The following is a 21,151-nucleotide window of genomic DNA, read 5'->3' as shown; positions in this document are numbered from 1 at the left end:
GTTTTGCCGCCGGACCGCTTCAAGGCAAAATGCGCCCCCCTTGGGGGAGGCGGCAAGCCGAAGGCGCGGCGCTGGGGCCACTTTTTGACTTTGCCATTCTAAATCCCTTTCATGATCGGTTGTAAACTGGCGCCCTATGCTGATCATCGGATTCGAGAGTTCCTGCGACGAGACCGGCGTGGCCGTGGCGTGCACCGAGCGCGGCCTGCTCGCGCATGCCCTGCACAGCCAGGTCGCCATGCATCGGGATTACGGCGGCGTGGTGCCGGAGCTGGCCTCGCGCGACCACATCCGTCGCATCGTGCCGCTCACGCGGCAGGTGCTGGGCGAGGCCGGCGTGCGGCCGGCCGACCTCGATGCGGTCGCCTACACGGCCGGTCCGGGCCTGGCCGGGGCCCTGCTGGTCGGCGCGGGCTTTGCCCGGGCCTTCGCCTGGGCGCGGGACCTGCCCGCCATTCCCATCCATCACCTCGAAGGCCACCTGCTGTCGCCCCTGCTGGCCGACGAGGCGCCCGATTTCCCGTTCGTGGCGCTGCTGGTGTCGGGCGGGCATACGCAGCTGATGCGGGTCGATGGCGTGGGGCGCTACGAGCTGCTGGGCGAGACCCTGGACGACGCGGCGGGCGAAGCCTTCGACAAGAGCGCCAAGCTGCTGGGCCTGGGCTACCCGGGCGGGCCGGAACTGTCGCGCCTGGCCGAGGACGGCGACCCGGACGCGCACGCCCTGCCGCGCCCCATGCTGCACAGCGGCGACCTGGATTTCAGCTTCAGCGGCTTGAAGACGGCCGTGCTGACCCGGATGCGGGCTCTGCAGGATGAGGGACGCGCCGCCGACCATGCCGCCCGCGCCGATCTGGCGGCCTCCACCGAGGCCGCCATCGTCGACGTGCTGGCGGCCAAGTCCCTGCAGGCGTTGCGCCGCACAGGACTGAAGACCCTGGTGGTGGCGGGCGGCGTGGGCGCCAACCGGCACCTGCGCGCGCGGCTGGCGCAGGCTCTGGATGACCTGGGTGGCCGGGCGCATTTTCCGCCCCCGCACTTATGCACCGACAATGGCGCGATGATTGCCTGGGCGGCCGTGCAGCGTGCGCGGGCGGGCCTGATCGATCTGCGGTCCCTGCGCGGCGATGCCGCTTTTGCCGTGCGGCCTCGCTGGGACCTGCGGGATGTCTGCATCGCCTGAAACGCCTTCGGCCGTGCCGCGCCTATTTTTTCTTCGCCCCGATCCGGCTTTCCTTGCCCGCCAGAAGCCGGGCGATGTTTTCACGGTGACGCGCCAGCAGCAGGACGCTGATGAACACGATCACGGAGATCGTGAGCGCGTCCGCGCGCCAGGCCACCTTGTCCCCCAGAATGTAGTAGAACGGTGCGAAGACGGCCGCCAGGATCGCCGCCAGGGACGAATACCGCGTCACCAGCGCCACGATCAGCCAGGTGGCCGCGGTCGCCAGGGCCAGCCAAGGCTGCAGGGCCAGCAGCACGCCCAGGGCCGTGGCGACGCCCTTGCCGCCGCGGAAACTCAGGAACAGCGGGTACAGGTGGCCCATGAAGGCCCCCAGGCCGGCCAGGGGGATCGCGGCCCCGGGCAGCAGGCCGCGCTGCGCGGCCCAGGCGGCCAGCGTCACAGCCAGCCAGCCCTTGGCGGCGTCGCCGAGCAGGGTCAGAATGGCCGCCGGCTTGTTGCCGCCGCGCAGCACATTGGTCGCCCCGGGGTTGCCCGAGCCGAAGCTGCGCGGATCCTTCAGGCCCATGGCGCGGCTGACCACGACGGCGAAGGGAACGGAGCCCATCAGGTAGCCGATGAACAGGGCGGCGGCCACGCCGAGGACGGAAGCGAAAGGAGTCATGGCAGGGGGTGGAGCGGTAGCCCATAATGGATGGATGATGGACGCATTTTAAAGGAACCCCTGGACAAGTCTCCGCGTCGCGCGCATCCGCGGATTCGGGCGGTCCGCGGCGTTGCTTGTCCTCCTCGCCGCCTGAAGGCGACCCGGATTCTCAGAGGTTCCTTGAGCGCGGCGGGGCGCGGGTACAATTCGCACCATCCGGTTTCAGGCGGGAACGAAGAAAATGCGCATCCTGGTGTCCAACGACGATGGCTACAACGCGGCGGGAATCGAGGCCCTGGTCGCGGCGCTGCGGCCCCTGGGCGAGGTCACTGTGGTGGCGCCCGAGACCAACTGCAGCGGCGCGTCCAATTCGCTGACGCTGCGCAGGCCCCTGACGGTGCGCCAGGCGGCCAACGGCTTCCATTTCATCAACGGCACCCCCTCGGATTGCGTCCATGTGGCCCTGACCGGCCTGCTGGGCTTCCGGCCGGACCTGCTGGTCTCGGGGATCAACAATGGCGCCAACATGGGCGAAGATACCCTGTATTCGGGCACAGTGGCGGCTGCGATGGAAGGCTACCTGTTCGGCGTGCCTTCCATGGCTTTTTCGCTGCTGGATCGCGAATGGCGCCACCTGGATTGCGCCGCCCGGGTGGCGCACGATCTGGTGGCGCGGTTCCGCGACCGGCCCTGGGGAGAGCCGCTGCTGCTCAACGTCAACATCCCGGCGGTGCCCTACCGCGACCTGGCAGGGTTCCGCACCACGCGGCTGGGGCGGCGCCATCCGGCCGAGCCCGTCATCCGCAGCACCACGCCTTACGGCGATACCGTGTACTGGATCGGCCCGGTGGGGCGGGCGCTCGATGGCGGCCCCGAGACGGATTTCGGCGCGGTCGAGGCGCATGCCGTGTCGATGACTCCCCTGCGCGTCGATCTCACGGATCATGCGCAGACCGATGCGGTCGCACGCTGGATGGAAGACAGATGAGCACCCCGGAGGTCCGATGAACAAGCCACGTCATCCGCTGGACAAGCCTTCCCGCAGCCCGCGCAGCGCCATGACGGGCTCCGCGCTGGGGCCCGGCTATTCGGCCGCCAACAGCAACACCCGCATCCATGGGCCGCGCCCGTTCACCCTGCCGCAATCCCCGGGCCGGGCGCCGGCCGCGCCCGCCGCCAACCTGGGGCTGAATTCGGACCGGCTGCGTCTGCAGATGGCGCACCGCCTGCGCGAGCAGGGCATCACCGACGAACGCGTGCTGTCGGCCATGCAGGCGGTGCCGCGTCATCTGTTCGTGGACCAGGGCCTGGCCAGCCGGGCCTACGAGGACGCCGCCCTGCCGATCGGCTATGGCCAGACGATTTCCCAGCCATGGGTGGTGGCGCACATGCTGGCCGTCATGTGCGACGGCCGCTCGCCGGGCCGGGTCCTGGAGATCGGCGCGGGTTGCGGCTACCAGGCCGCCGTGCTGGCCCAGTTCGTGCCCGAAGTCTATGCTATCGAACGGGTGCGCGGTTTGTATGAACAGGCGCGCCTGAATCTGGCCCAGGGCCGCGCCCGGGGGCGGGTGCGCCTGATCTTCGGCGACGGGATGCGGGGCCTGGAACACCGCGCGCCCTTCGATGGCATTGTGGTCGCCGCCGCGGGAGTTAAAATCCCGGAAGCTTTGCTGCATCAGCTGGCCGTGGGCGCGCGCCTGATCGCCCCGGAAGGCGCCGCGCACCAAAGGCTGATCCTGATCGAGCGGACCGGGCCGTCTTCCTGGCACCGGCTCGAACTCGAAGATGTCCGATTCGTACCGCTGCGTCCCGGCACGCAGACTTAAGTAAGTAGGAGAACCACATGCTCGATGGGACGCTGGTGACAGATGCTCCGTTCACCCAATCGCCACACACCGGGCGCTTTTCGTTTCATTGCCGTCCCAGGGCAAAAACGGCTTTGCTGCTGACCGTTCTGCTGTCGGCCGCCGTTTTGTCGGGCTGCGCCTCCCGTTCCGCGCGCGCGCCCGTCGCCGATCATTCCAATGGCGGCGGCGCTTCCGCGGCCGCGGGCGCTCAGGCCAAGGGCACTTACGTGGTGCGTGCCGGCGACACGCTCTACAAGATTGCCCAGGACCACGGGATGGAGGTCTCCCGCCTGGCGCAACTGAACAACATCAGCGACCCGACCCAGCTGGCCATCGGCCAGGTCCTGCGCCTGGACGGCGGTACTCCGATGCCTTCGGGTGGTTCGACCGCCACGACGTCTCCGGTCAAGACCGCGCCCCCGGCCGGGGGTGAAGGCTCCGGAGCCGCGGCCCCGGGCGCAACCGCTCCGGTCGAAACCTCGGCGTCCCGGGCCGGCGACGCGGGCCTGGTCTCCTGGGGCTGGCCCAGCAACGGCAAGATCATCCAGGGCTTCAACGCCACCACCAAGGGCATCGACATCGAAGGCGCGGCGGGCGCGCCCGTGACGGCCGCCGCCGAAGGCAAAGTCATGTACGCCGGCAACGGTGTGCGCGGCCTGGGCAACCTGATCCTGCTGGGCCACAGCAACGGCTTCATCACGGCCTACGCCCACAACCAGTCCCTGCTGGTCAAGACCGGCGAATCCGTGAAGAAGGGCGCGAAAATCGCCACCCTGGGCCAGAGCGACACCTCCTCGCCGCGCCTGCACTTCGAGATCCGCCGCCGCGGCACGCCCGTGAACCCCTTGTCCTACCTGCCGCCGCGATGATCCCGACGCTGGTATTCGACCTGGAAACGATTCCGGACGCGGATGGTCTGCGGCGCCTGAATCCCGAGTGGGCGGATCTGGACGACGCCGCCCTCATCGAAGCCGCGCTGGCCCGGCGCCGCGAGACCCACGGCAACGATTTCCTGCCCCTGCACCTGCAGAAGGTCGCCGTCATCGGTTGCGTGTTCCGCGACGACCAGGGTTTCCGCGTGCGCACCCTGGGCCAGGCCGACGACCCCGAGGAAGTCCTGATCTCGGGATTCTTCAAGACCATCGGCCATTACACGCCCACTCTGGTCAGCTGGAACGGCTCGGGCTTCGACCTGCCGGTTCTGCACTACCGCAGCCTGATTCATGGCGTGGCCGCGCCGCGCTACTGGGACACCGGGGAAGACGACCGCGACTTCCGCTTCAACAACTACCTGAACCGCTACCACACCCGCCATGTCGACCTGATGGACGTGTTGGCGAAGTTCAACGGCCGCGCCAACGCGCCGCTGGACCAACTGGCCAAGCTGTGCGGCTTTCCCGGCAAGCTCGACATGGACGGTGGCCAGGTGTGGCATGCCTGGCATGCCGGGAACCGGGACCACGTGCGCAACTATTGCGAGACCGACGTGGTCAACACCTGGCTGGTGTATTGCCGCTATCGCCTGATCAAGGGCGAACTGGATGCCGCCGCCTATGCGGCCGAACTCGCGCTGGTGCGCGACACTCTGGCGGCGATCGATGCGCCGCACTGGAAAGAATTCCTCTCCGCCTGGCACCATGGTTGAACCCATCCAGTTGTCTCTGGACGTCGAATCGCTGGATCTCGAAGGCCAGGGCATCGCTCACCACGAAGGCAAGGTCGTCTTCATCGAGGGCGCATTGCCCGGCGAACGGGTCCTGGCCCGCGTGACGCGGCGCAAGCCCTCTTTCGACAAGGCCAAGGTCGAGCGCGTCCTGCGGTCTTCCTCGCAGCGCGCCACGCCCCCCTGTCCCCATTTCGGCGTTTGCGGGGGCTGCGCCATGCAGCATCTGGAGCCGGCCGCTCAGATGGCCGTCAAGCAGCGCGCCCTGGAGGACGCCTTGGCGCACATCGGCAAGGTCCGGCCGGAACAGATCCTGCCGGCGCTGCAGGGCCCGGCCTCCGGCTATCGTCACCGCGCCCGCCTGTCCGTGCGCCTGGTACCGAAAAAGGGCGGCGTGCTGGTGGGGTTCCGCGAGCGCGCCAGCAGCTACGTGGCCGACATGCGGACCTGCCTGGTGTTGCCGCCGCACGTCTCGGCCTTGCTGATGCCCCTGCGTGAACTGATCGGCGGCCTGTCGCGACCCGACCGCATGCCGCAGATCGAGGTGGCCGTCGGCGACGAGGCCACGGTCTTCTGCCTGCGTCACCTGGAACCCCTGACGCCGGCCGATCTGGACCGCCTGCGCGATTTCGGCGCGCGGCACCGCATCGACTGGTGGCTGCAGCCCAAGGGGCCGGAGACGGCCCATCCCCTGGATCCGGCCCGGGCCGACGCGCTGGCCTATGCGCTGCCGGCCTACGGCCTGCGCATGCACTACCGGCCGACTGATTTCACCCAGGTCAATCCGCACATCAATCAGGCGCTGGTCGCGCGGGCGCTGAGCCTGCTGGAGGTTCGGCCTGGCGACCGTGTGGCCGACCTGTTCTGCGGCCTGGGCAATTTCAGCCTGCCGCTGGCCACGCAGGGCCGCGCGGTCGTAGGCATCGAGGGCAGCGCCGCGCTGGTGGCTCGCGCCCGCGAGGACGCCGCCCGCCAGGGCCTGGCGGACAAGGCCGAATTCGCTGAACTCAATCTGTTCGAGGTCGATGCCGGCTGGCTGCGCGGACTGGGCCGTTTCGACCGCATGCTGATCGATCCTCCGCGCGAAGGTGCCCTGGCAGTGGCGCAGGCCCTGGCCGCCCTGGCGCCGGACGAGCGCCCCCGCCGCGTCGTGTATGTGTCCTGTAATCCCGCCACCCTGGCGCGCGATGCCGGGATGCTGCACCATGTGGGTGGCTGGGCGCTGAAGGCCGCCGGCGCGGTCAATATGTTCCCGCACACGGCGCACGTGGAGTCGATCGCGGTCTTCGAACCCTGAAGGGGGCCGTATGGGCCATGGGAATTCCGTTCCGGACGCGAACGGAAAACGCGCCATCCCCCGCACGGTCTGGATGCTGGGCCTGGTCAGTCTGTTCATGGATCTCTCGTCTGAGCTGATCCACAGCCTGCTGCCGATCTTCCTGGTGTCGGGCCTGGGGGCCAGCGTGCTGGCTGTAGGCGTCATCGAGGGCGTGGCCGAGGCCACCGCCCTGATCGTCAAAGTCTTCTCCGGCGCGATCAGCGATTTCCTGGGCCGGCGCAAGGGCCTGCTGCTGGCGGGCTACGGCCTGGCGGCGCTCACCAAGCCCCTGTTTCCCCTGGCGCATTCGGTGGGCATGGTGTTCGCCGCCCGCTTCATCGACCGGATCGGCAAGGGCATCCGGGGCGCGCCGCGCGACGCCCTGGTGGCCGACGTCACGCCGCCGGAAATCCGCGGCGCGGCCTTCGGGCTGCGCCAGTCCATGGACACCGTGGGCGCGGTCCTGGGGCCGGGACTGGCGATCATGCTGATGCTGGCCTTCACGGACATCCGGCAGGTTCTGTGGTTCGCCGTGGCGCCGGGCGTCGTCGCCATGGGACTGCTGTTCTGGGGCGTGCGCGAGGCGCGCCCGGACCCGGGCGAGGCCAGACCGTTCCGCTCGCCCATCCACTGGAGCGCGGCGCGCGGCTTCGGCGGCGCTTACTGGCGGGTAGTGGCGATCGGCGCGGTGTTCACGCTGGCGCGTTTCAGCGAGGCCTTCCTGATCCTGCGCGGGCAGGACATGGGCCTGAGCGCCGCCTGGGCGCCCGTCGTGCTGATCGTGATGTCGCTGTTCTTCATGCTGTCGGCCTATCCGGCCGGCTGGCTGTCGGACCGCTTGCCGCGCACCGTCATCCTGGCGGCCGGCCTGGTCCTGCTGGTCATGGCGGATCTGGCGCTGGCCTTCCCGGGCGGCGGCGCCTGGCCGCTGCTGGCGGGCGCCGCGCTATGGGGGCTGCACATGGGGTTCAGCCAGGGGGTCCTGGCCGCGATGGTGGCCGACACGACGCCGGCGGATCTGAAAGGCACGGCCTTCGGGATATTCAACCTGGCGAGCGGGATATGCATGCTGCTCGCCAGCGTCCTGGCCGGCTGGTTGTGGCAGTCCTGGGGCCCGTCCGCGACCTTCCTGGCCGGCGCCGTCTTCGCGGCGGTGGCGCTGCTGGGGCTGGGAGCGCCTGAGGGACGCGGGCGGGCGGGGTAAAGAGGGCGTCGCGCCCGGGAAAAACGCCGGACGATCGCCCGGCGTTCTCATTCGAAGGGCCGTCCGGGCATCCGCCCGGCGCGATCACGCCGGCGCTGCCTCGTCCAGGATGCGCTGCGCCTCGATGCGCACACGCTCGGGCGCGGTGCCGCCGACGTGCTTGCGGGCGGCGACCGAGCCTTCCAGGGTCAGCACCTGGAACACGTCGTCCTGGATGTCGGCGTGGAAACCTCGCAGTTCGTCCAGGGACAGGTCGGCCAGGTCGCAGCCGCGTTCTTCGCAGGAACGCACCGCCAGCGCCACGGTCTCGTGGGCGTCGCGGAAGGGCACGCCGCGCTTGACCAGATAATCGGCCAGGTCGGTGGCGGTGGCGTAGCCCTGCAGGGCGGCGGCGCGCATGGCTTCGGCCTTGACGCGCACCCCGCCGATCATGTCGGCGAAGATCGTCAGCGTGTCGCGGATGGTGTCGGCGGTGTCGAACAGGCCTTCCTTGTCTTCCTGGTTGTCCTTGTTGTAGGCTAGCGGCTGGCCCTTCATCAGGGTCAGCAGGGCGACCAGGTGGCCGTGCACGCGGCCGGTCTTGCCGCGCGCCAGTTCGGGGACGTCGGGGTTCTTTTTCTGCGGCATGATCGAACTGCCGGTGCAGAAGCGATCGGCCAGGTCGATGAAGCCCACGCGCGGGCTCATCCACAGGACGAGCTCCTCGGACAGGCGCGAGACGTGCGTCATGATGAGCGAGGCGGCCGCGCAGAATTCGATGGCGAAATCGCGGTCGGAGACGGCGTCCAGGGAATTGCGGCAGACCTCGTCGAAGCCCAGGGTGCGGGCGACGCGTTCGCGGTCGATGGGGTAGGACGTGCCCGCCAGCGCGGCGGCGCCCAGCGGCAGGCGGTTGGTGCGGCGGCGGCAGTCGGCCAGGCGCTCGGCGTCGCGGCCGAACATTTCCGCGTAGGCCAGCAGGTGGTGGCCGAAGGTGACCGGCTGGGCGACCTGCAGGTGGGTGAAGCCCGGCAGGATGGTGCCGGCGTGATCCAGGGCCAGGGCGGCCAGCCGCTGGCGCAGTTGCCGCAGCAGGTCGATCGCCAGGTCGATTTCGTGGCGCAGCCACAGGCGGATGTCGGTGGCGACCTGGTCGTTGCGCGACCGGCCCGTGTGCAGGCGCTTGCCCGCGTCGCCGATCAGTTCGACCAGGCGCTTTTCGATGTTGAGGTGGACGTCTTCCAGGTCCAGCGACCAGGTGAAGCCGCCGGCGCGGATTTCTTCCAGGATCCGCGCCATGCCGCGCTGGATGTCGGCCAGGTCGGCGGCGCTGATCACGCCCACGGCGGCCAGCATGTCGGCGTGGGCCAGCGAGCCCTGGATGTCGAAGGCCGCCATGCGCTGGTCGAAGCCGACCGAGGCGGTGTAACGCTTGACCAGGTCGGAGACGGGTTCGGAGAAACGGGCCGACCAGGCCTGCGACTTGTTGTCGAACTGATTATGTGCGGACGAGGTATTGGACATAGTGGGCGCATTATAAGGGAGGGGCCGCCGGATTCCCGGCCGCGACCGCGCCGTGGGCGTGGGGACCGGGCGGGCATCGTCTGCGCTATATTAAAAGCTTTTCAGCGGAACCCCGATACCATGGCGCAGTCCGACATGAAGCAGATCACGGCGATCGTCAAACCCTTCAAGCTCGACGAGGTGCGCGAAGCCCTGTCCGAACTGGGCGTCAACGGCCTGACCGTCACCGAGGTCAAGGGCTTTGGCCGCCAGAAGGGCCACACCGAACTGTACCGCGGGGCCGAATACGTGGTGGATTTCCTGCCCAAGATCCGCATCGACGTGGTGGTCGCGGCCGATCAGGCCGAAGGCGTGATCGAGGCCGTCATCCGCGCCGCGCGCACCGGAAAGATCGGCGACGGCAAGATCTTCGTCACTCCGGTCGAGCAGGCCGTGCGCATCCGTACCGGGGAAACCGGCGTCGAGGCTTTGTAGTCTCTGCCTTCCGCCTCATCCCGTCGCCCGGCCGCCGGCCCGGGTTCCGCTCAGGCGTCCGGGTTCAGGGCGTGCGCCGCGTCGCGACCGTCCAGAAGGACGGCAGGAAGTATTCCGCCACCAGCAGGGGTTGCCCCAGGCGCACGAACACAGAATGCCGGGCCAGGACCGTTGCGCCCGCGGTGGCGTCTTCCCAGGTCCCGTCGGCGTGGCGCGTCCGCAGCCGGCCGAAGCGGAAACCGCTGCGCGCGATGCGCGGATCCCGGTACAGGATGTCGGCCAGCGGGCGCTGGCCCAGGCCGCGCATGGCCTTCCATACGCCCAGGCTGGCGCGCAGGGGCGTGAAGCTGCAGGCCTGCACGGCGGGGACGCCATCGATGGTCATCAGGATCTCGCGCCACCAGACCGGGGCGCCGGCCTGCAGTCCAGCCTCGGCGGCCCAGCCGGACGTCAGGGCTTCGACGGTTTCTCGACGCACCGTCAGCCGCACTTCGCCGAGGCGGCGCAACCCTGCGGTCAGGGCGCCGGGCCGGCGCAGCCAGGCCTGCCGCGTCCGGTCCAGTCCGGGGGCGGGCGCGCAGCGCCAGGGGCGGGGAAGGGCGGTGTCCGGTGTCATGGAAAACAGGTGGCCGGGAGGCTTGCTCGAGGGGCCTCACGATAGCACGGCCGATGGCCTCCGACCTGTCCGGTGCGCGCGATAGGCCCCTCTGAACGAGCCGGGCGGCGAGCGGGCGCGATACAATGCGCGGCATCATGGAACTGGTCCGAATCTCAAAACTCATGGCCCAGCGCGGCCTGTGCTCGCGGCGCGAAGCCGACGCCTACATCGAACGCGGCTGGGTACGCGTGGATGGCAGGATCGTGAGCGAACTGGGCACCAAGGCGCTGCCCGGCGCCCGCATCACGCTCGAACGCCAGGCCGCTCGTCGCCAGACCGACAAGGTCACGATCATTCTGAACAAACCGGTCGGCTACGTGTCGCATCAGTCCGACAAGGGCCATCGCCTGGCCGCGTCCCTGATCCAGGCGCGCACCCATTACCGGCCGGGCCACGGCGGCCCCGCGTTCGATCCCGCGCATCTGCGCGGGCTGGCGCCCGCCGGGCGACTGGACATCGATTCGCAGGGTCTGCTGGTCCTGACCCAGGACGGGCGCATCGCCCGCCAGCTCATCGGCGACGATTCCTCGCTCGAAAAGGAATACCTGGTGCGAGTCGAGGGTCGCCTGTCGGCCAACGGGCTGGCCCTGCTGAACCACGGCCTGACGCTGGACGGCCAGGCCCTGCGGCCGGCCCGCGTGCAATGGCAGAACGAGGACCAGCTGCACTTCATCCTGCGCGAGGGCCGCAAGCGCCAGATCCGCCGCATGTGCGAGCAGGTCGGGCTCAAGGTCGTGGGCCTGAAGCGCGTGCGCATGGGGCGCGTCGTGCTGGGCGATCTGCCTGTGGGCCAGTGGCGCTACTTGCGGGACGGCGAACGCTTCTGAGCCTGGCCAGGCTCGCGTCCGCCGGCTGGCCGTCGTGGCCGGGGTGCGGCCTTGGCGGACTGCGCGCCGGATGGGGCCCCGGCGGCGGCAGTCCGTGCGCCGGTCTCCAGCGTGTGCCGAGCGTGCTCGTCCCGGGCCAGGATCTTCTCCAGCCAGGGCAGGGCAGCGCGCAGTTCCTCGTGCAGCGTCCAGGGCGGATTGACGATGAACATGCCGCTGCCATGCAGGCCCAGGCCATCGGCGGATGGCTTGCGCACTGTCAGGGTGGCGTGCAGCCATTCCACCGGCAATCGTTCCAGCGCGCGGGCCATTTCATGCGCCTGGACGCGCTGCACCAGGGGATACCAGACTGCGAAGCAGCCGGAGGCGAAGCGTTCCAGCCCGTCGCGCACAGCCTGCAGGGTGTGGCGGTAGTCCTGCTTGTCTTCGTAGGATGGATCGATCAGGACGATGCCGCGCCGGGTCGGCGGCGGCAGCAGTCGCTTCAGTCCGACGAAGCCGTCCTCTCGCGCGATGGCCACCTGGCGGCGCGAGGTGCCCAGTTGCCGCAGCGTGCCTTCCAGCACCTCGATTTCGGTGGGGTGCAGCTCGAACAGCCGCAGCTTGTCGTGCGCGCGCAGGGCGCGCAGGGTCAGCGCGGGCGATCCGGGGTAGCGGTTGGCGACGCCGTCGGGATTGAAGTCCTGGATGGCGCGCAGGTAGCGCGCCACCAGTTCCGGCGGCCGGGGCGCGCCCAGCAGCCGGTCCAGTCCGTCGACCACCTCGCCGCTCTGGCCGGCCCATTCGCCGTCCAGGGCGTACAGGCCCGCGCCGGCATGGGTGTCGATCACCCAGTAGGGCGCGTCCTTGCGGTTGAAGTAATCCAGGATCTGGACCAGGATGGCGTGCTTCAGGACGTCGGCGTGGTTGCCGGCGTGGAAGGCGTGGCGGTAGCTGAACATGGGATGCCCGTTTGTTTATCGGGACAGGCCGGGCGCGTCGGCCCGGACGAGGTCCAGTTCGTCGGTGAAGACCGAGTGGCATCCCCAGTCGAACAGCGTGCGGGCGCGGGCGGGGTCGTCGACCGTCCAGACGGCCAGGGTGGCGCCCCGGTCAAGGATGTCGCGCACCGCGGCCTCGTCGGCGTGCAGGGTGTCGATGTTCAGTCCGATGCAGCCCAGGCCCTGCTGGCGTGCCCGCCAGTCGGTCGGGACCGGACCTTCGATGAGCAGGGCGCGGGGCAGCCCGGGCGCGGCCGTACGGGCGGCTTCCAGGGCGGATTCGGAAAATGAGGACAGCAGCGGTGGCAGGGTGGCACCCGCCCACAGGCGCGCGGCCTCGCGGGCCACGGCCGCGCCGGTCTCGGCGTCGTGGCCCGTGGTTGGCTTGATCTCGATGTTGCTGTGGATGCCGTGGGCGCGGGTGTAGCGGGCCACGGCGTACAGGGACGGCGCCGGCTCTCCGGCGAACTCCGGGGCGAACCAGCCGCCGAAGTCCATGCCGCCCAGCGTGCGCCAGTTCAGCTCGCTGGCCAGGCCATGGCCGTCCGAGGTCCGGTCCACGGTGTCGTCGTGCAGCAGGAAGGGCATGCCGTCGCTGCTCAGCTTGACGTCGAATTCCACCATCCCGAATCCGGCGGCGGCGCCCGCGCGCATCGCCGCCAGGGTGTTTTCGGGGGCCAGGCGGCCTCCGCCGCGGTGGGCGATGAAGGCCGGCCAGGGCCAGACGGGATGGGATGGGGACATGGGGATCGGACGCCGAAAGGGGACAGTCCGCATTTTAGCCAGCCCGGACGCCCCCTGCAGGAATGCGCGGAATGCGTTCCCGCCTCGAGGTCCGGCCCGGGCACCGCCTTGGCGGGAGTGGGTTCCACGGTGGTAAACTGCGGAACATTTCGTTCGCGCGGCCCTGGGGCCGTCAGTCTCCAGCAGGTGAGCCGTTCATGTTCGATTTCATTCGTACGCATCAGCGCCTGATGCAGTTGATCCTCCTGATCCTCGTGGTTCCGTCCTTCGTGTTCCTCGGGATCAGCGGCTATTCCTTCGTCACGGCCGATCCGGCCCTGGTCGAGATCGGACGGGCATCGGTCAGCCGCGACGAGTTCGTCAGGGCACAGCGCAATCAGCTGCAGCAGATGCAGGAAAGCAGCCAGGGCCGCTTCGACCCCGCCTTGCTGGACAATCCCCAGGCGCGCCAGGCCTTGCTGGACCAGCTCGTCGATCGCAAGCTGCAGATCGCCGTGGCGACGCAGAACCATTTCAGCGTGTCCGACGGCGCCCTGCGCCGCGCTATTGCCGCCATGCCGCAACTGCAGGTCGATGGGCAGTTCTCCCCCGACCGCTACCACGAGGTCCTGACGTCCTATGGCTTGACGCCGCGCGACTTCGAGGCCGGGCAACGCTCCGAACTGGCCCTGGACCGCGTGCTCGGTCCGGTGCGCGACACGGCCGGCCTGCCGGCCCCGGTGCTCGACGGCCTCAAGCGCGCCCTGACCGAAGAGCGCGCCATTCGGCTGCGGGTCTTCAAGGCTGTGGATTACGCCAAGGGCGTCCAGGTGTCCGACCAGGACATCCAGGGCTGGTACGACGGGCATCAGGACGCGCTGCGCCTGCCCGAGCAGGTGTCCGCCGACTATCTGGTGCTGGACGAGGCCGCCGCCCTGGCCAGTGTGCCGGCCATCGAGGAAGCCCAACTGAAGGATTACTACGAGCAGAACAAGGCGCGCTACGTGGTACCGGCGCGCGTCAGCGTCAGCCACATCCTGGTCAAGCTGCCGGCCGGCGCCTCCGACGACGTCGCCAGGACCGCGTTGGCCAAGACCGAAGGCATCGTCACCCGCGCCCGGGCCGAGCCGTCCGGGTTCGCCGAACTGGCTCGCAAGGAGTCCCAGGACGCCGGCACGGCGCGCGACGGCGGCCAACTGGGCTGGATTCAGCGAGGCACGTTGCCGCTGGCCATGGAGCAGGCCGTGTTCGCGCTCAAGCAGGGCGAGATCTCCGACCCCGTGAAGGGGCCGGACGGCTATCATGTCTTCATGGCCGACCAGGTCCAGCCCGAGCGGGGCGAGTCTTTCGAGCAGGCCCGCGCCAAGGTCGAGGACGAGGTGCGCCGCCAACTGGCCGCCGACCGCTTCGCCGACATGGCGACCAAGCTCACCAGCCTGGTCTACGACAATCCGTCCAGCCTGGACCCGGCAGCCAAGGATCTCGGCCTGCAGGTCCGTCAGGCCGGCGGGATCGCGCGCGACCGCCTGCTGAGCGCCGACGAGGCGGGCCCGGACGCTGCTTCCGCTGCGAGCGATTCGGCCATCCTGGGCGACGTGCGCGTGCGCCAGGCGCTGTTCAGTTCCCAGGTCCTGACCGACAAGCAGAATTCCGGTGTGATCGAAATCTCGCCCGACACCATGGTGGTGGTTCGCGCGCGCGACGTGACACCGGCGCACGTGCCGCCGCTGGAACAGGTCCGTGACCACATTCGCGCGCGGCTGACCGACGAGCGCGCCCTTGCCGCGGCCGTGGCCGAGGGCGGGAAGGCTCTGGCGGAACTGCGCGCCCAGCCTTCGGCCGAAGGTTTCGGCGATCCGGCGACGATCAGCCGTCTGGATCCCGCGGGCCTGTCCAAGGACGTGCTGGATGCCGCATTCGCCGTCGAAGCGGACAAGGCGCTGCCGGCCTTCGGCGGCGTGGCGTTGCCGCGCGCCTACGTAATCGTCCAGGTCGACAAGGTCCGGCCGGGCACGACGGACGCGCCCGCGCTCGACGGCCTGGGGCAGCAGATGGCCCGGGTCTGGGGCGGTGTGGAGCAGCAGGCCGTGCTGGCCGAACTGCGCCAACAACTGGGCGTCAAGATCACGGACGAGGGCCGCAAGCTGATCCAGCAAGGAGACAGCGGGTCGAATTGACCGGTTTTAACCTGGCACGATGACGAAGGCCTCGGAATTCCGAGGCCTTCGTGTTTGTGGTACGCCCAGCATGGGCGTACTCCTGCGGGTGCGAGTCCCGCCGCGAGTTGGTCACAACGAGCGAAGTGAAGCGCAACTGCGCGAGGGTGACCGAGCGTGGGGAGGAAGCGTGAAGCGTAAATCGTGAGCCGATGAACAAGAACTGCATAGAAGGCGCTGCCGAGCAGGGCGAGCGGGCCACAAACCGCAAAGCTCTCGTGACCAAGGCGAAGCGGCGTAGATGCGGCGGTTGTGCGATGAAGGAGTGCGCTCTTATCTGGGGACGCCTCGCCTTGATCCTGAAAGGGTAACGGCGTCGAGCCGGAGCGAGGTCTCAGCAGCGGTCGTAGTAGTCGTGGTAGCGGGGCCGGTGAGGCTGAGAGCGAGGCGGCGAAGGACCAAACGAGAAGGAGTATTGCTCGACATGTCGATGCAGCTTGTATTGCCTCAGATGTCCACGTCGGTGGAGCGGGCGGGCGTAGCCTGCGGTGAAGCCGCAGGTGATTCAGCCAGCGAGGAAACAGGATGCCCGCGACATGGCAATGAGGATACAGGGTCAACGCTGCTGGTGGCGGCGTTGACGAGGGAGAACCTGCAAGCGGCATTCAAGCGGGTGCGGGCCAATAAAGGCGCCGCTGGAGTGGATGGCCTGGACATTGACCAGACCGCCGGCCACCTGGTGGCAGCCTGGCCTGCCATCCGTGAAGCGCTGCTGGCGGGAACGTACCGGCCCAGTCCGGTGCGGCGGGTGATGATCCCGAAGCCCGACGGCGGCCAGCGCGAGCTGGGCATCCCGACGGTGACGGATCGACTGATCCAGCAGGCACTGCTGCAAGTGCTGCAACCCTTGCTTGACCCCACCTTCAGCGAACACAGCTACGGCTTCAGGCCGGGGCGGCGTGCGCATGATGCGGTACTTGCCGCTCAGTCGTATGTGCAGTCCGGTCGTCGTATTGTGGTGGACGTGGATCTGGAGAAGTTCTTTGACCGGGTCAACCACGACATCCTGATTGACCGCTTACGGAAACGTATCCCGGAAGCTGGAGTCATCCGGCTGATCCGTGCGTATCTGAACAGCGGCATCATGGAGGGTGGTGTGGTCATCGAACGGTATGAGGGCACGCCGCAAGGCGGGCCGCTCTCGCCGTTGCTGGCCAACGTCTTGCTCGATGAGGTGGATCGTGAGCTGGAGTGCCGGGGGCATTGCTTCGTGCGCTACGCCGATGACTGTAACGTCTATGTTGGCAGTCGTCGGGCGGGCGAGCGGGTAATGGGTCTATTGCCCCCTGTGTCAGACTAGTTGTCGCATCGGATTTGGAACGATTAGATGAATTTGACGACCTACAGCACGGCCTTCAAAGAGGAGGCGATCCGCAAGACCCTGCAGCGCGGCACGCGCACGGTGGCTGACATGGCCCAGGAGTTGAACATGTCGGTCCATACGCTGAAGAACTGGATTCGCAATCCGAAGATGGCTCATTTGCGCAGGCAATCCTCAGAAGAGGCCCCCGCCAGTCGGTGGACATCCGCACAGCGGCTGCAGGCCCTGCTTGAGACCCATTCTCTGGCCGAAGAGGCGCGCAACGCCTGGTGCCGGGAACGGGGCATCTTCGCCCATCAGCTCACGGCCTGGAAGCATGAGCTCGAACAGTCGGGGAACAAGCCCGCAGCCGATATCCAGGAGCTGCGTCGGCTCAAAGAGGAACTGGTTGGCGTGCGCCGTGATTTGGCCCGCAAGGACAAGGCGTTATCGGAGGCGGCAGCCCTGCTGGTACTGCAAAAAAAATACCAGGCGCTGTGGGAGGACGAGGACAAATGACCTCACTGACACAGCGCCGACAGATCATGGCATTGATTACTGAGGCGGTCACGGCTGGTGCTCGACAGGCACGCGCCTGTGAAGCAATCAATCTGAGCGCACGCACACTGCAACGTTGGCGGCGGGCCCCGGAGCAAGGCGATGGGCGCCCCACGCGGGTACAGCGGCCCTGCAACCGCCTGAGCGATGCCGAGCGTGATCGCATCCTGCGGGTGGTCAACAGCAGCGAGTACGGCCACCTGCCCGCTTCTCAGATCGTGCCACGCCTGGCGGATACGGGGGTCTATCTGGCCAGTGAATCGACGATCTACAGGCTGATGCGTACCGCCGGGCAACTGGTGCATCGCACGCCTGATCGCACGCCTGGCCCGGTGCATCGGCCTCGGGCGCTGACGGCTACTGCGCCAGGGCAGCTCTTCAGCTGGGACATCACCTATCTGCCCGCCACCGTGCGGGGCCAGTACTACTACCTGTACCTGTTTCTTGACCTGTTCAGCCGTCACATCGTGGGCTGGCAGGTCTATGACACCGAGGACAGCGCCCGTGCCAGTGAGCTGATGCGCGATATCTGCCGCCGCGAGGGCATCCTCCCAGGGCAGGTGGTGTTACACAGCGACAATGGCTCCCCGATGAAGGGCGCCACCATGCTGGCGACACTACGGGAGCTGGGTGTGGCGCCATCGTTCAGCAGGCCAGCGGTGAGCAATGACAACCCGTACTCAGAGTCCTTGTTCAGGACTCTGAAGTACCGCCCCCGCTACCCTCGCAAGCCCTTCACCGGTCTGCTGGCTGCCCGGGCCTGGGTCGGTGAGTTCGTGCGCTGGTACAACACCGAGCACCGGCACAGCGCTATCGGCTTCGTGACGCCTGAGCAGCGTCACTGTGGGCGCGATCGCGGCCTGCTCGAACGGCGCCATGCCCTCTATCGGGCGGCCCGCGAAAAGCACCCGGAGCGCTGGAGCGGCAGGACCCGCAACTGGACAAGAGTCGACGAGGTCTTCCTCAACCCGCAGAAGGGTCACGCGTCCTGTGCCAAGCGAAATTCAGACCTCAAGCGGGCGGCTTGAGTCACTCAGAAAATGCGACAGATAGGTTGACAATCACCGATTGCGACGGCTGTACGCCAAGCTGCGCCTGAAGGTCAATGAGGCCAAAAGCGCGGTGACGAGCGTCTTTGCTGATCGTAAATTCCTGGGCTACAGCTTCTGGGTGGCACCGAAAGGCGTCATCAAGCGCCGGATGGCGACCAAGGCGCTGGCCACGTTCAAGCAACGTGTGCGGCAACTGACGCTCCGCTCAGGTGGGCGCAGCATGCAGCAGGTGGTTGATCGGCTACGGGTCTATCTGCTGGGATGGAGGGGTTACTTCCGGTTGGCGCAGACTCCGGGAATCTGGCGAACGCTGGATGAATGGATGCGGCATCGGCTGCGGGCTATCCAACTTAAGCAGTGGAAACGTGGCAAGACCATGTTCCGGGCGCTGCGCGCGCTGGGTGCTTCAGTCGCGGTTGCCCAGCGTGTGGCGGCTAACAACCGTCGCTGGTGGCGTAACAGTGGAAAACTGCTCAATAGCGTGCTCGACCTAGCCTGGTTTGATCGCCTCGGATTACCTCGGCTCTCCTGACCTCAACTTCTCGAACCGCCCGGTGCGGACCCGCATGCCGGGTGGTGTGGCAGGGGCGCAGCTCATAAGAACTGCCCCCTATGCCGATCGTCTTGGATTGCGACGGTACCTTCCCACCTCGCGGCTTGCAAGCCGCTCGGATTCGATCGACACGGGACAGTCCGCAGGGACTGTCCCGTGTCCGATCTCATCCTTTCGCACGGACGATCTTCTGGACCTGGGGGACGTGCCGGATGGCGCGGATGACCTGGGCCAGGTGTTTGCGGCTGTCGACCTGGACCATGATGTTGAGCAGGGCCGTGGAGGCGGCCTCGTCGGGCATGGTGAGCTGGATGATATTGGAGTCGGCTTCGGTGATTTCCGCCGCCAGACGGCCCAGCACGCCGCGTTCGTTCAACACGGTCAGTTCCAGCCGCGTGGTCAGGTGCCGCGCGGTGGTGGTATCCCAGATGACCGGAATCCAACGTTCCGGCTCGCGCGCCTGCTGGCGTTTGGCCACCGGGCAGTCGCTCATGTGCACTACCAGCCCGTGGCCCAGGCGAATGCCTCCGATGATCGCATCGCCAGGCAGCGGACCGCAGCAGGGGGCCAGCTGGACTGCCTGGCCCTCATTGCCGTGGATCACGATGGGCGCGCTGGTCACGGACGTGAACTCGTCCACCGCCATCGCGGTGGTTTCCAGCATGGCGTTTTCCGGGGCGAAGCGGCGCGCCACCACGGCGGCCAGGCGCTTGCCCAGGCCGATGTCAGCCAGGATTTCCGTGCGCGAGGCTCCGCCCGAACCCCGGGCCAGCCGTTCCCATTGCTGATCGTCGTCCTTGGGGTAGGGGATGGACAACTGGTCGAAGGCCTGGTTCAGCAGCCGGCGGCCGAAGGCCACGGATTCCTCGTAGCGCTCGTTGCGCAGATAATGGCGGATTTCGGAGCGCGCGCGGCCCGTGCGCACGTAGTTCAGCCACTGGGCGCTGGGGCGCGAAGCGGCCGATGTGATGATCTCCACCGCGTCGCCGCTGTGCAGCTCCGTGCGCAGCGGCGAGAATTCGCCGTTGATCTTGCAGGCCACGGCGTGGTTGCCGACGTCCGTGTGGATCGCATAGGCGAAATCCACCGGCGTGGCGCCGCGTGGCAGCGAGAGAATCTTGCCCTGGGGAGTGAACACATAGACCGCGTCAGGGAAGAGGTCGACCTTGACGTGCTCCAGAAATTCGCCTGAATCGCCGGTCTGGCTCTGGATGTCCAGCAGGGACTGCAGCCACTGGTGGGTGCGTTTCTGCAGGTCGTTGAGCGAGGTGCCCTGCTCTTTGTAGAGCCAGTGGGACGCCACGCCCTCCTCGGCCACGTGGTCCATGTCCCGGGTGCGGAACTGGAATTCCACCGGCGTTCCGTAGGGGCCGATCAGTGTCGTGTGCAGGGACTGGTAGCCGTTGATCTTCGGGATGGCGATGTAGTCCTTGAACTTGCCGGGAACCGGGCGGTACAGCTGGTGCAGCGTGCCCATGGCCAGGTAGCATTCCGGCAGGGTGTGGACGATGATGCGGAAACCGTAGATGTCGAGCACGTCGGAAAACGACTTCTTCTGCTCGACCATTTTCTTGTAGATGCCGTAGAGCGATTTTTCCCGGCCGCTGACTTCCGCGTCCAGGCCGGTGGCGGGCAGGGCGGCGCGCACGGCTTCGGCGATCTTCGAGATGACCTCGCGGCGGTTGCCGCGCGCCGCCATCATGGCCTTGTGCAGGACTGCGTAGCGGTTCGGGTGGATGGCCTTGAAGCAGCGGTCCTGGAGTTCACGGAACAGCGCGTTCAATCCCAGCCGGTGCGCGATCGGCGTATAGATTTCCAGGGTTTCGCGCGCCACGCGGCGGCGCTTTTCGGGGTTGACCGCGTCCAGCGTGCGCATATTGTGCAGCCGGTCGGCGAGTTTGATCAGGATCACGCGCACGTCGCGCGCCATGGCCAGCAGCATCTTGCGGAAGGATTCCGCCTGCTGCTCGGCCTTGGTGGCGTATTCCAGGCGCTCGAGCTTGGTCAGGCCATCCACGATCTCGGCGACTTCGACGCCGAATTTCTCGGCCAGTTCCTGCTTGCCGACGTTCTGATCCTCGATCACGTCGTGCAGCAGCGCGGCCATCAGGGAATCGGCATCGAGCTTCCAGCCGGCGCAGATCTCGGTGACGGCGATGGGATGGGAGATGTACGGTTCGCCGCTGGCGCGGAACTGCCCCAGATGAGCGTTGTCGGCGAAGCGATAGGCTTCCCGGATCCGCTCGATGTCGCGCGGACTCAGGTAGCCGGAGACGATCTGGTTGAGCCCGGCCAGCGAGGCGATCGGACTGGGCGCGGGCTCGGATTGCGGGGCAGGGGCGGTGTGCGGCTTGCGACGCCGCAGGCGGGGGCCTTTGCGCAGGACGGCGAGCAGTCCGGAGGACGCGCCGCGCAAGCCTGAGAACGCCATGGCCCGCCCCCGGAA

16 protein-coding genes and 3 pseudogenes are annotated in these 21,151 nt (G+C 67.9%); 13 read left to right on the top strand and 6 right to left on the bottom strand.

Translation table 11 applies throughout. From position 1 onward, the window contains the following. The first annotated feature begins 136 nt into the window (after positions 1-136). The gene (gene tsaD, locus ACTPOE_RS04560; protein WP_458871041.1) at positions 137-1,183 is read left to right on the top strand and encodes a tRNA (adenosine(37)-N6)-threonylcarbamoyltransferase complex transferase subunit TsaD; all 1,047 of its coding nucleotides are present in this window, start codon (positions 137-139) and stop codon (positions 1,181-1,183) included. A 22-nt stretch (positions 1,184-1,205) separates the two neighbouring features. On the opposite strand, the gene plsY is transcribed toward tsaD, so the two are convergent. Continuing rightward, entirely contained in the window at positions 1,206-1,847 is a 642-nt protein-coding gene (plsY, locus tag ACTPOE_RS04555; protein WP_458871040.1) for a glycerol-3-phosphate 1-O-acyltransferase PlsY, read from the bottom strand. Positions 1,848-2,070: 223 nt separating this feature from the next. Between plsY and surE the strand changes: the two genes are divergently transcribed. The 6 genes from surE to ACTPOE_RS04525 all read left to right on the top strand — a co-directional run bounded on the left by surE (position 2,071) and on the right by ACTPOE_RS04525 (position 7,861). Next, positions 2,071-2,817: a 5'/3'-nucleotidase SurE gene (gene surE, locus ACTPOE_RS04550; protein WP_458871039.1), complete on the top strand. Its 747-nt coding sequence runs from the start codon at positions 2,071-2,073 to the stop codon at positions 2,815-2,817. 70 nt (positions 2,818-2,887) lie between these two features. After that, complete coding sequence (locus ACTPOE_RS04545) at positions 2,888-3,655, top strand: protein-L-isoaspartate(D-aspartate) O-methyltransferase (RefSeq protein ID WP_458872754.1); 768 nt, start codon at positions 2,888-2,890, stop codon at positions 3,653-3,655. Between the two features lie 113 nt (positions 3,656-3,768). Beyond that, positions 3,769-4,545, top strand: coding sequence for a peptidoglycan DD-metalloendopeptidase family protein (locus tag ACTPOE_RS04540; RefSeq protein WP_458871038.1), 777 nt, complete (start codon positions 3,769-3,771; stop codon positions 4,543-4,545). Further along, entirely contained in the window at positions 4,542-5,321 is a 780-nt protein-coding gene (locus tag ACTPOE_RS04535) for a 3'-5' exonuclease (RefSeq protein ID WP_458871037.1), read from the top strand. Before ACTPOE_RS04540 ends, ACTPOE_RS04535 begins: the two co-directional genes overlap by 4 nt. Beyond that, on the top strand, positions 5,314-6,636 hold the full coding sequence (gene rlmD / locus ACTPOE_RS04530) for a 23S rRNA (uracil(1939)-C(5))-methyltransferase RlmD (protein WP_458871035.1): 1,323 nt from the start codon (positions 5,314-5,316) through the stop codon (positions 6,634-6,636). The genes ACTPOE_RS04535 and rlmD overlap by 8 nt, the downstream gene beginning before the upstream one ends. Positions 6,637-6,646: 10 nt before the next feature. Further along, on the top strand, positions 6,647-7,861 hold the full coding sequence (locus ACTPOE_RS04525; RefSeq protein ID WP_458871034.1) for an MFS transporter: 1,215 nt from the start codon (positions 6,647-6,649) through the stop codon (positions 7,859-7,861). Between the two features lie 84 nt (positions 7,862-7,945). On the opposite strand, the gene argH is transcribed toward ACTPOE_RS04525, so the two are convergent. Further along, positions 7,946-9,364, bottom strand: coding sequence for an argininosuccinate lyase (argH, locus tag ACTPOE_RS04520; protein ID WP_458871033.1), 1,419 nt, complete (start codon positions 9,362-9,364; stop codon positions 7,946-7,948). 135 nt (positions 9,365-9,499) lie between these two features. Between argH and ACTPOE_RS04515 the strand changes: the two genes are divergently transcribed. After that, complete coding sequence (locus tag ACTPOE_RS04515; RefSeq protein WP_458872753.1) at positions 9,500-9,838, top strand: P-II family nitrogen regulator; 339 nt, start codon at positions 9,500-9,502, stop codon at positions 9,836-9,838. Positions 9,839-9,902: 64 nt separating this feature from the next. Here the strand turns inward: ACTPOE_RS04515 and ACTPOE_RS04510 are convergent, their stop codons facing one another. Then, on the bottom strand, positions 9,903-10,454 hold the full coding sequence (locus tag ACTPOE_RS04510; protein WP_458871032.1) for a chorismate--pyruvate lyase family protein: 552 nt from the start codon (positions 10,452-10,454) through the stop codon (positions 9,903-9,905). 137 nt (positions 10,455-10,591) lie between these two features. Between ACTPOE_RS04510 and ACTPOE_RS04505 the strand changes: the two genes are divergently transcribed. Continuing rightward, a complete protein-coding gene (locus ACTPOE_RS04505) occupies positions 10,592-11,323 on the top strand; it encodes a pseudouridine synthase (protein ID WP_458871031.1) in 732 nt (243 codons plus the stop codon). Here the strand turns inward: ACTPOE_RS04505 and ACTPOE_RS04500 are convergent. Continuing rightward, positions 11,296-12,264: a 23S rRNA (adenine(2030)-N(6))-methyltransferase RlmJ gene (locus ACTPOE_RS04500; RefSeq protein WP_458871030.1), complete on the bottom strand. Its 969-nt coding sequence runs from the start codon at positions 12,262-12,264 to the stop codon at positions 11,296-11,298. The two genes, ACTPOE_RS04505 and ACTPOE_RS04500, sit on opposite strands and share 28 nt — an antisense overlap. 15 nt (positions 12,265-12,279) lie before the next feature. Continuing rightward, complete coding sequence (gene ugpQ, locus ACTPOE_RS04495) at positions 12,280-13,047, bottom strand: glycerophosphodiester phosphodiesterase (protein ID WP_458871029.1); 768 nt, start codon at positions 13,045-13,047, stop codon at positions 12,280-12,282. Positions 13,048-13,244: 197 nt separating this feature from the next. On the opposite strand from ugpQ, the gene ACTPOE_RS04490 reads away from it, so the two are divergent. From ACTPOE_RS04490 to ACTPOE_RS04475, 4 genes and pseudogenes are all read left to right on the top strand, one after another. Beyond that, entirely contained in the window at positions 13,245-15,203 is a 1,959-nt protein-coding gene (locus ACTPOE_RS04490; RefSeq protein ID WP_458871027.1) for a SurA N-terminal domain-containing protein, read from the top strand. Between the two features lie 463 nt (positions 15,204-15,666). Next, positions 15,667-16,524 (top strand): annotated as a pseudogene (gene ltrA / locus ACTPOE_RS04485) (group II intron reverse transcriptase/maturase); the annotation flags it as partial. Positions 16,525-16,569: 45 nt separating this feature from the next. Further along, a pseudogene (locus ACTPOE_RS04480) lies at positions 16,570-18,128 on the top strand (IS3 family transposase). 40 nt (positions 18,129-18,168) lie between these two features. Further along, positions 18,169-18,684 (top strand): annotated as a pseudogene (locus ACTPOE_RS04475) (group II intron maturase-specific domain-containing protein); the annotation flags it as partial. 187 nt (positions 18,685-18,871) lie between these two features. Here the strand turns inward: ACTPOE_RS04475 and ACTPOE_RS04470 are convergent. Then, positions 18,872-21,136 (bottom strand): RelA/SpoT family protein, encoded by a 2,265-nt coding sequence (locus ACTPOE_RS04470; protein WP_458871026.1) that lies wholly within the window; start codon positions 21,134-21,136, stop codon positions 18,872-18,874. Positions 21,137-21,151: the final 15 nt, after the last annotated feature.

Source organism: Castellaniella sp. WN (assembly GCF_054457555.1).
The sequence above is the reverse complement of the archived record's forward strand: the minus strand, read 5'-3'. Positions and strand labels throughout refer to the sequence as shown.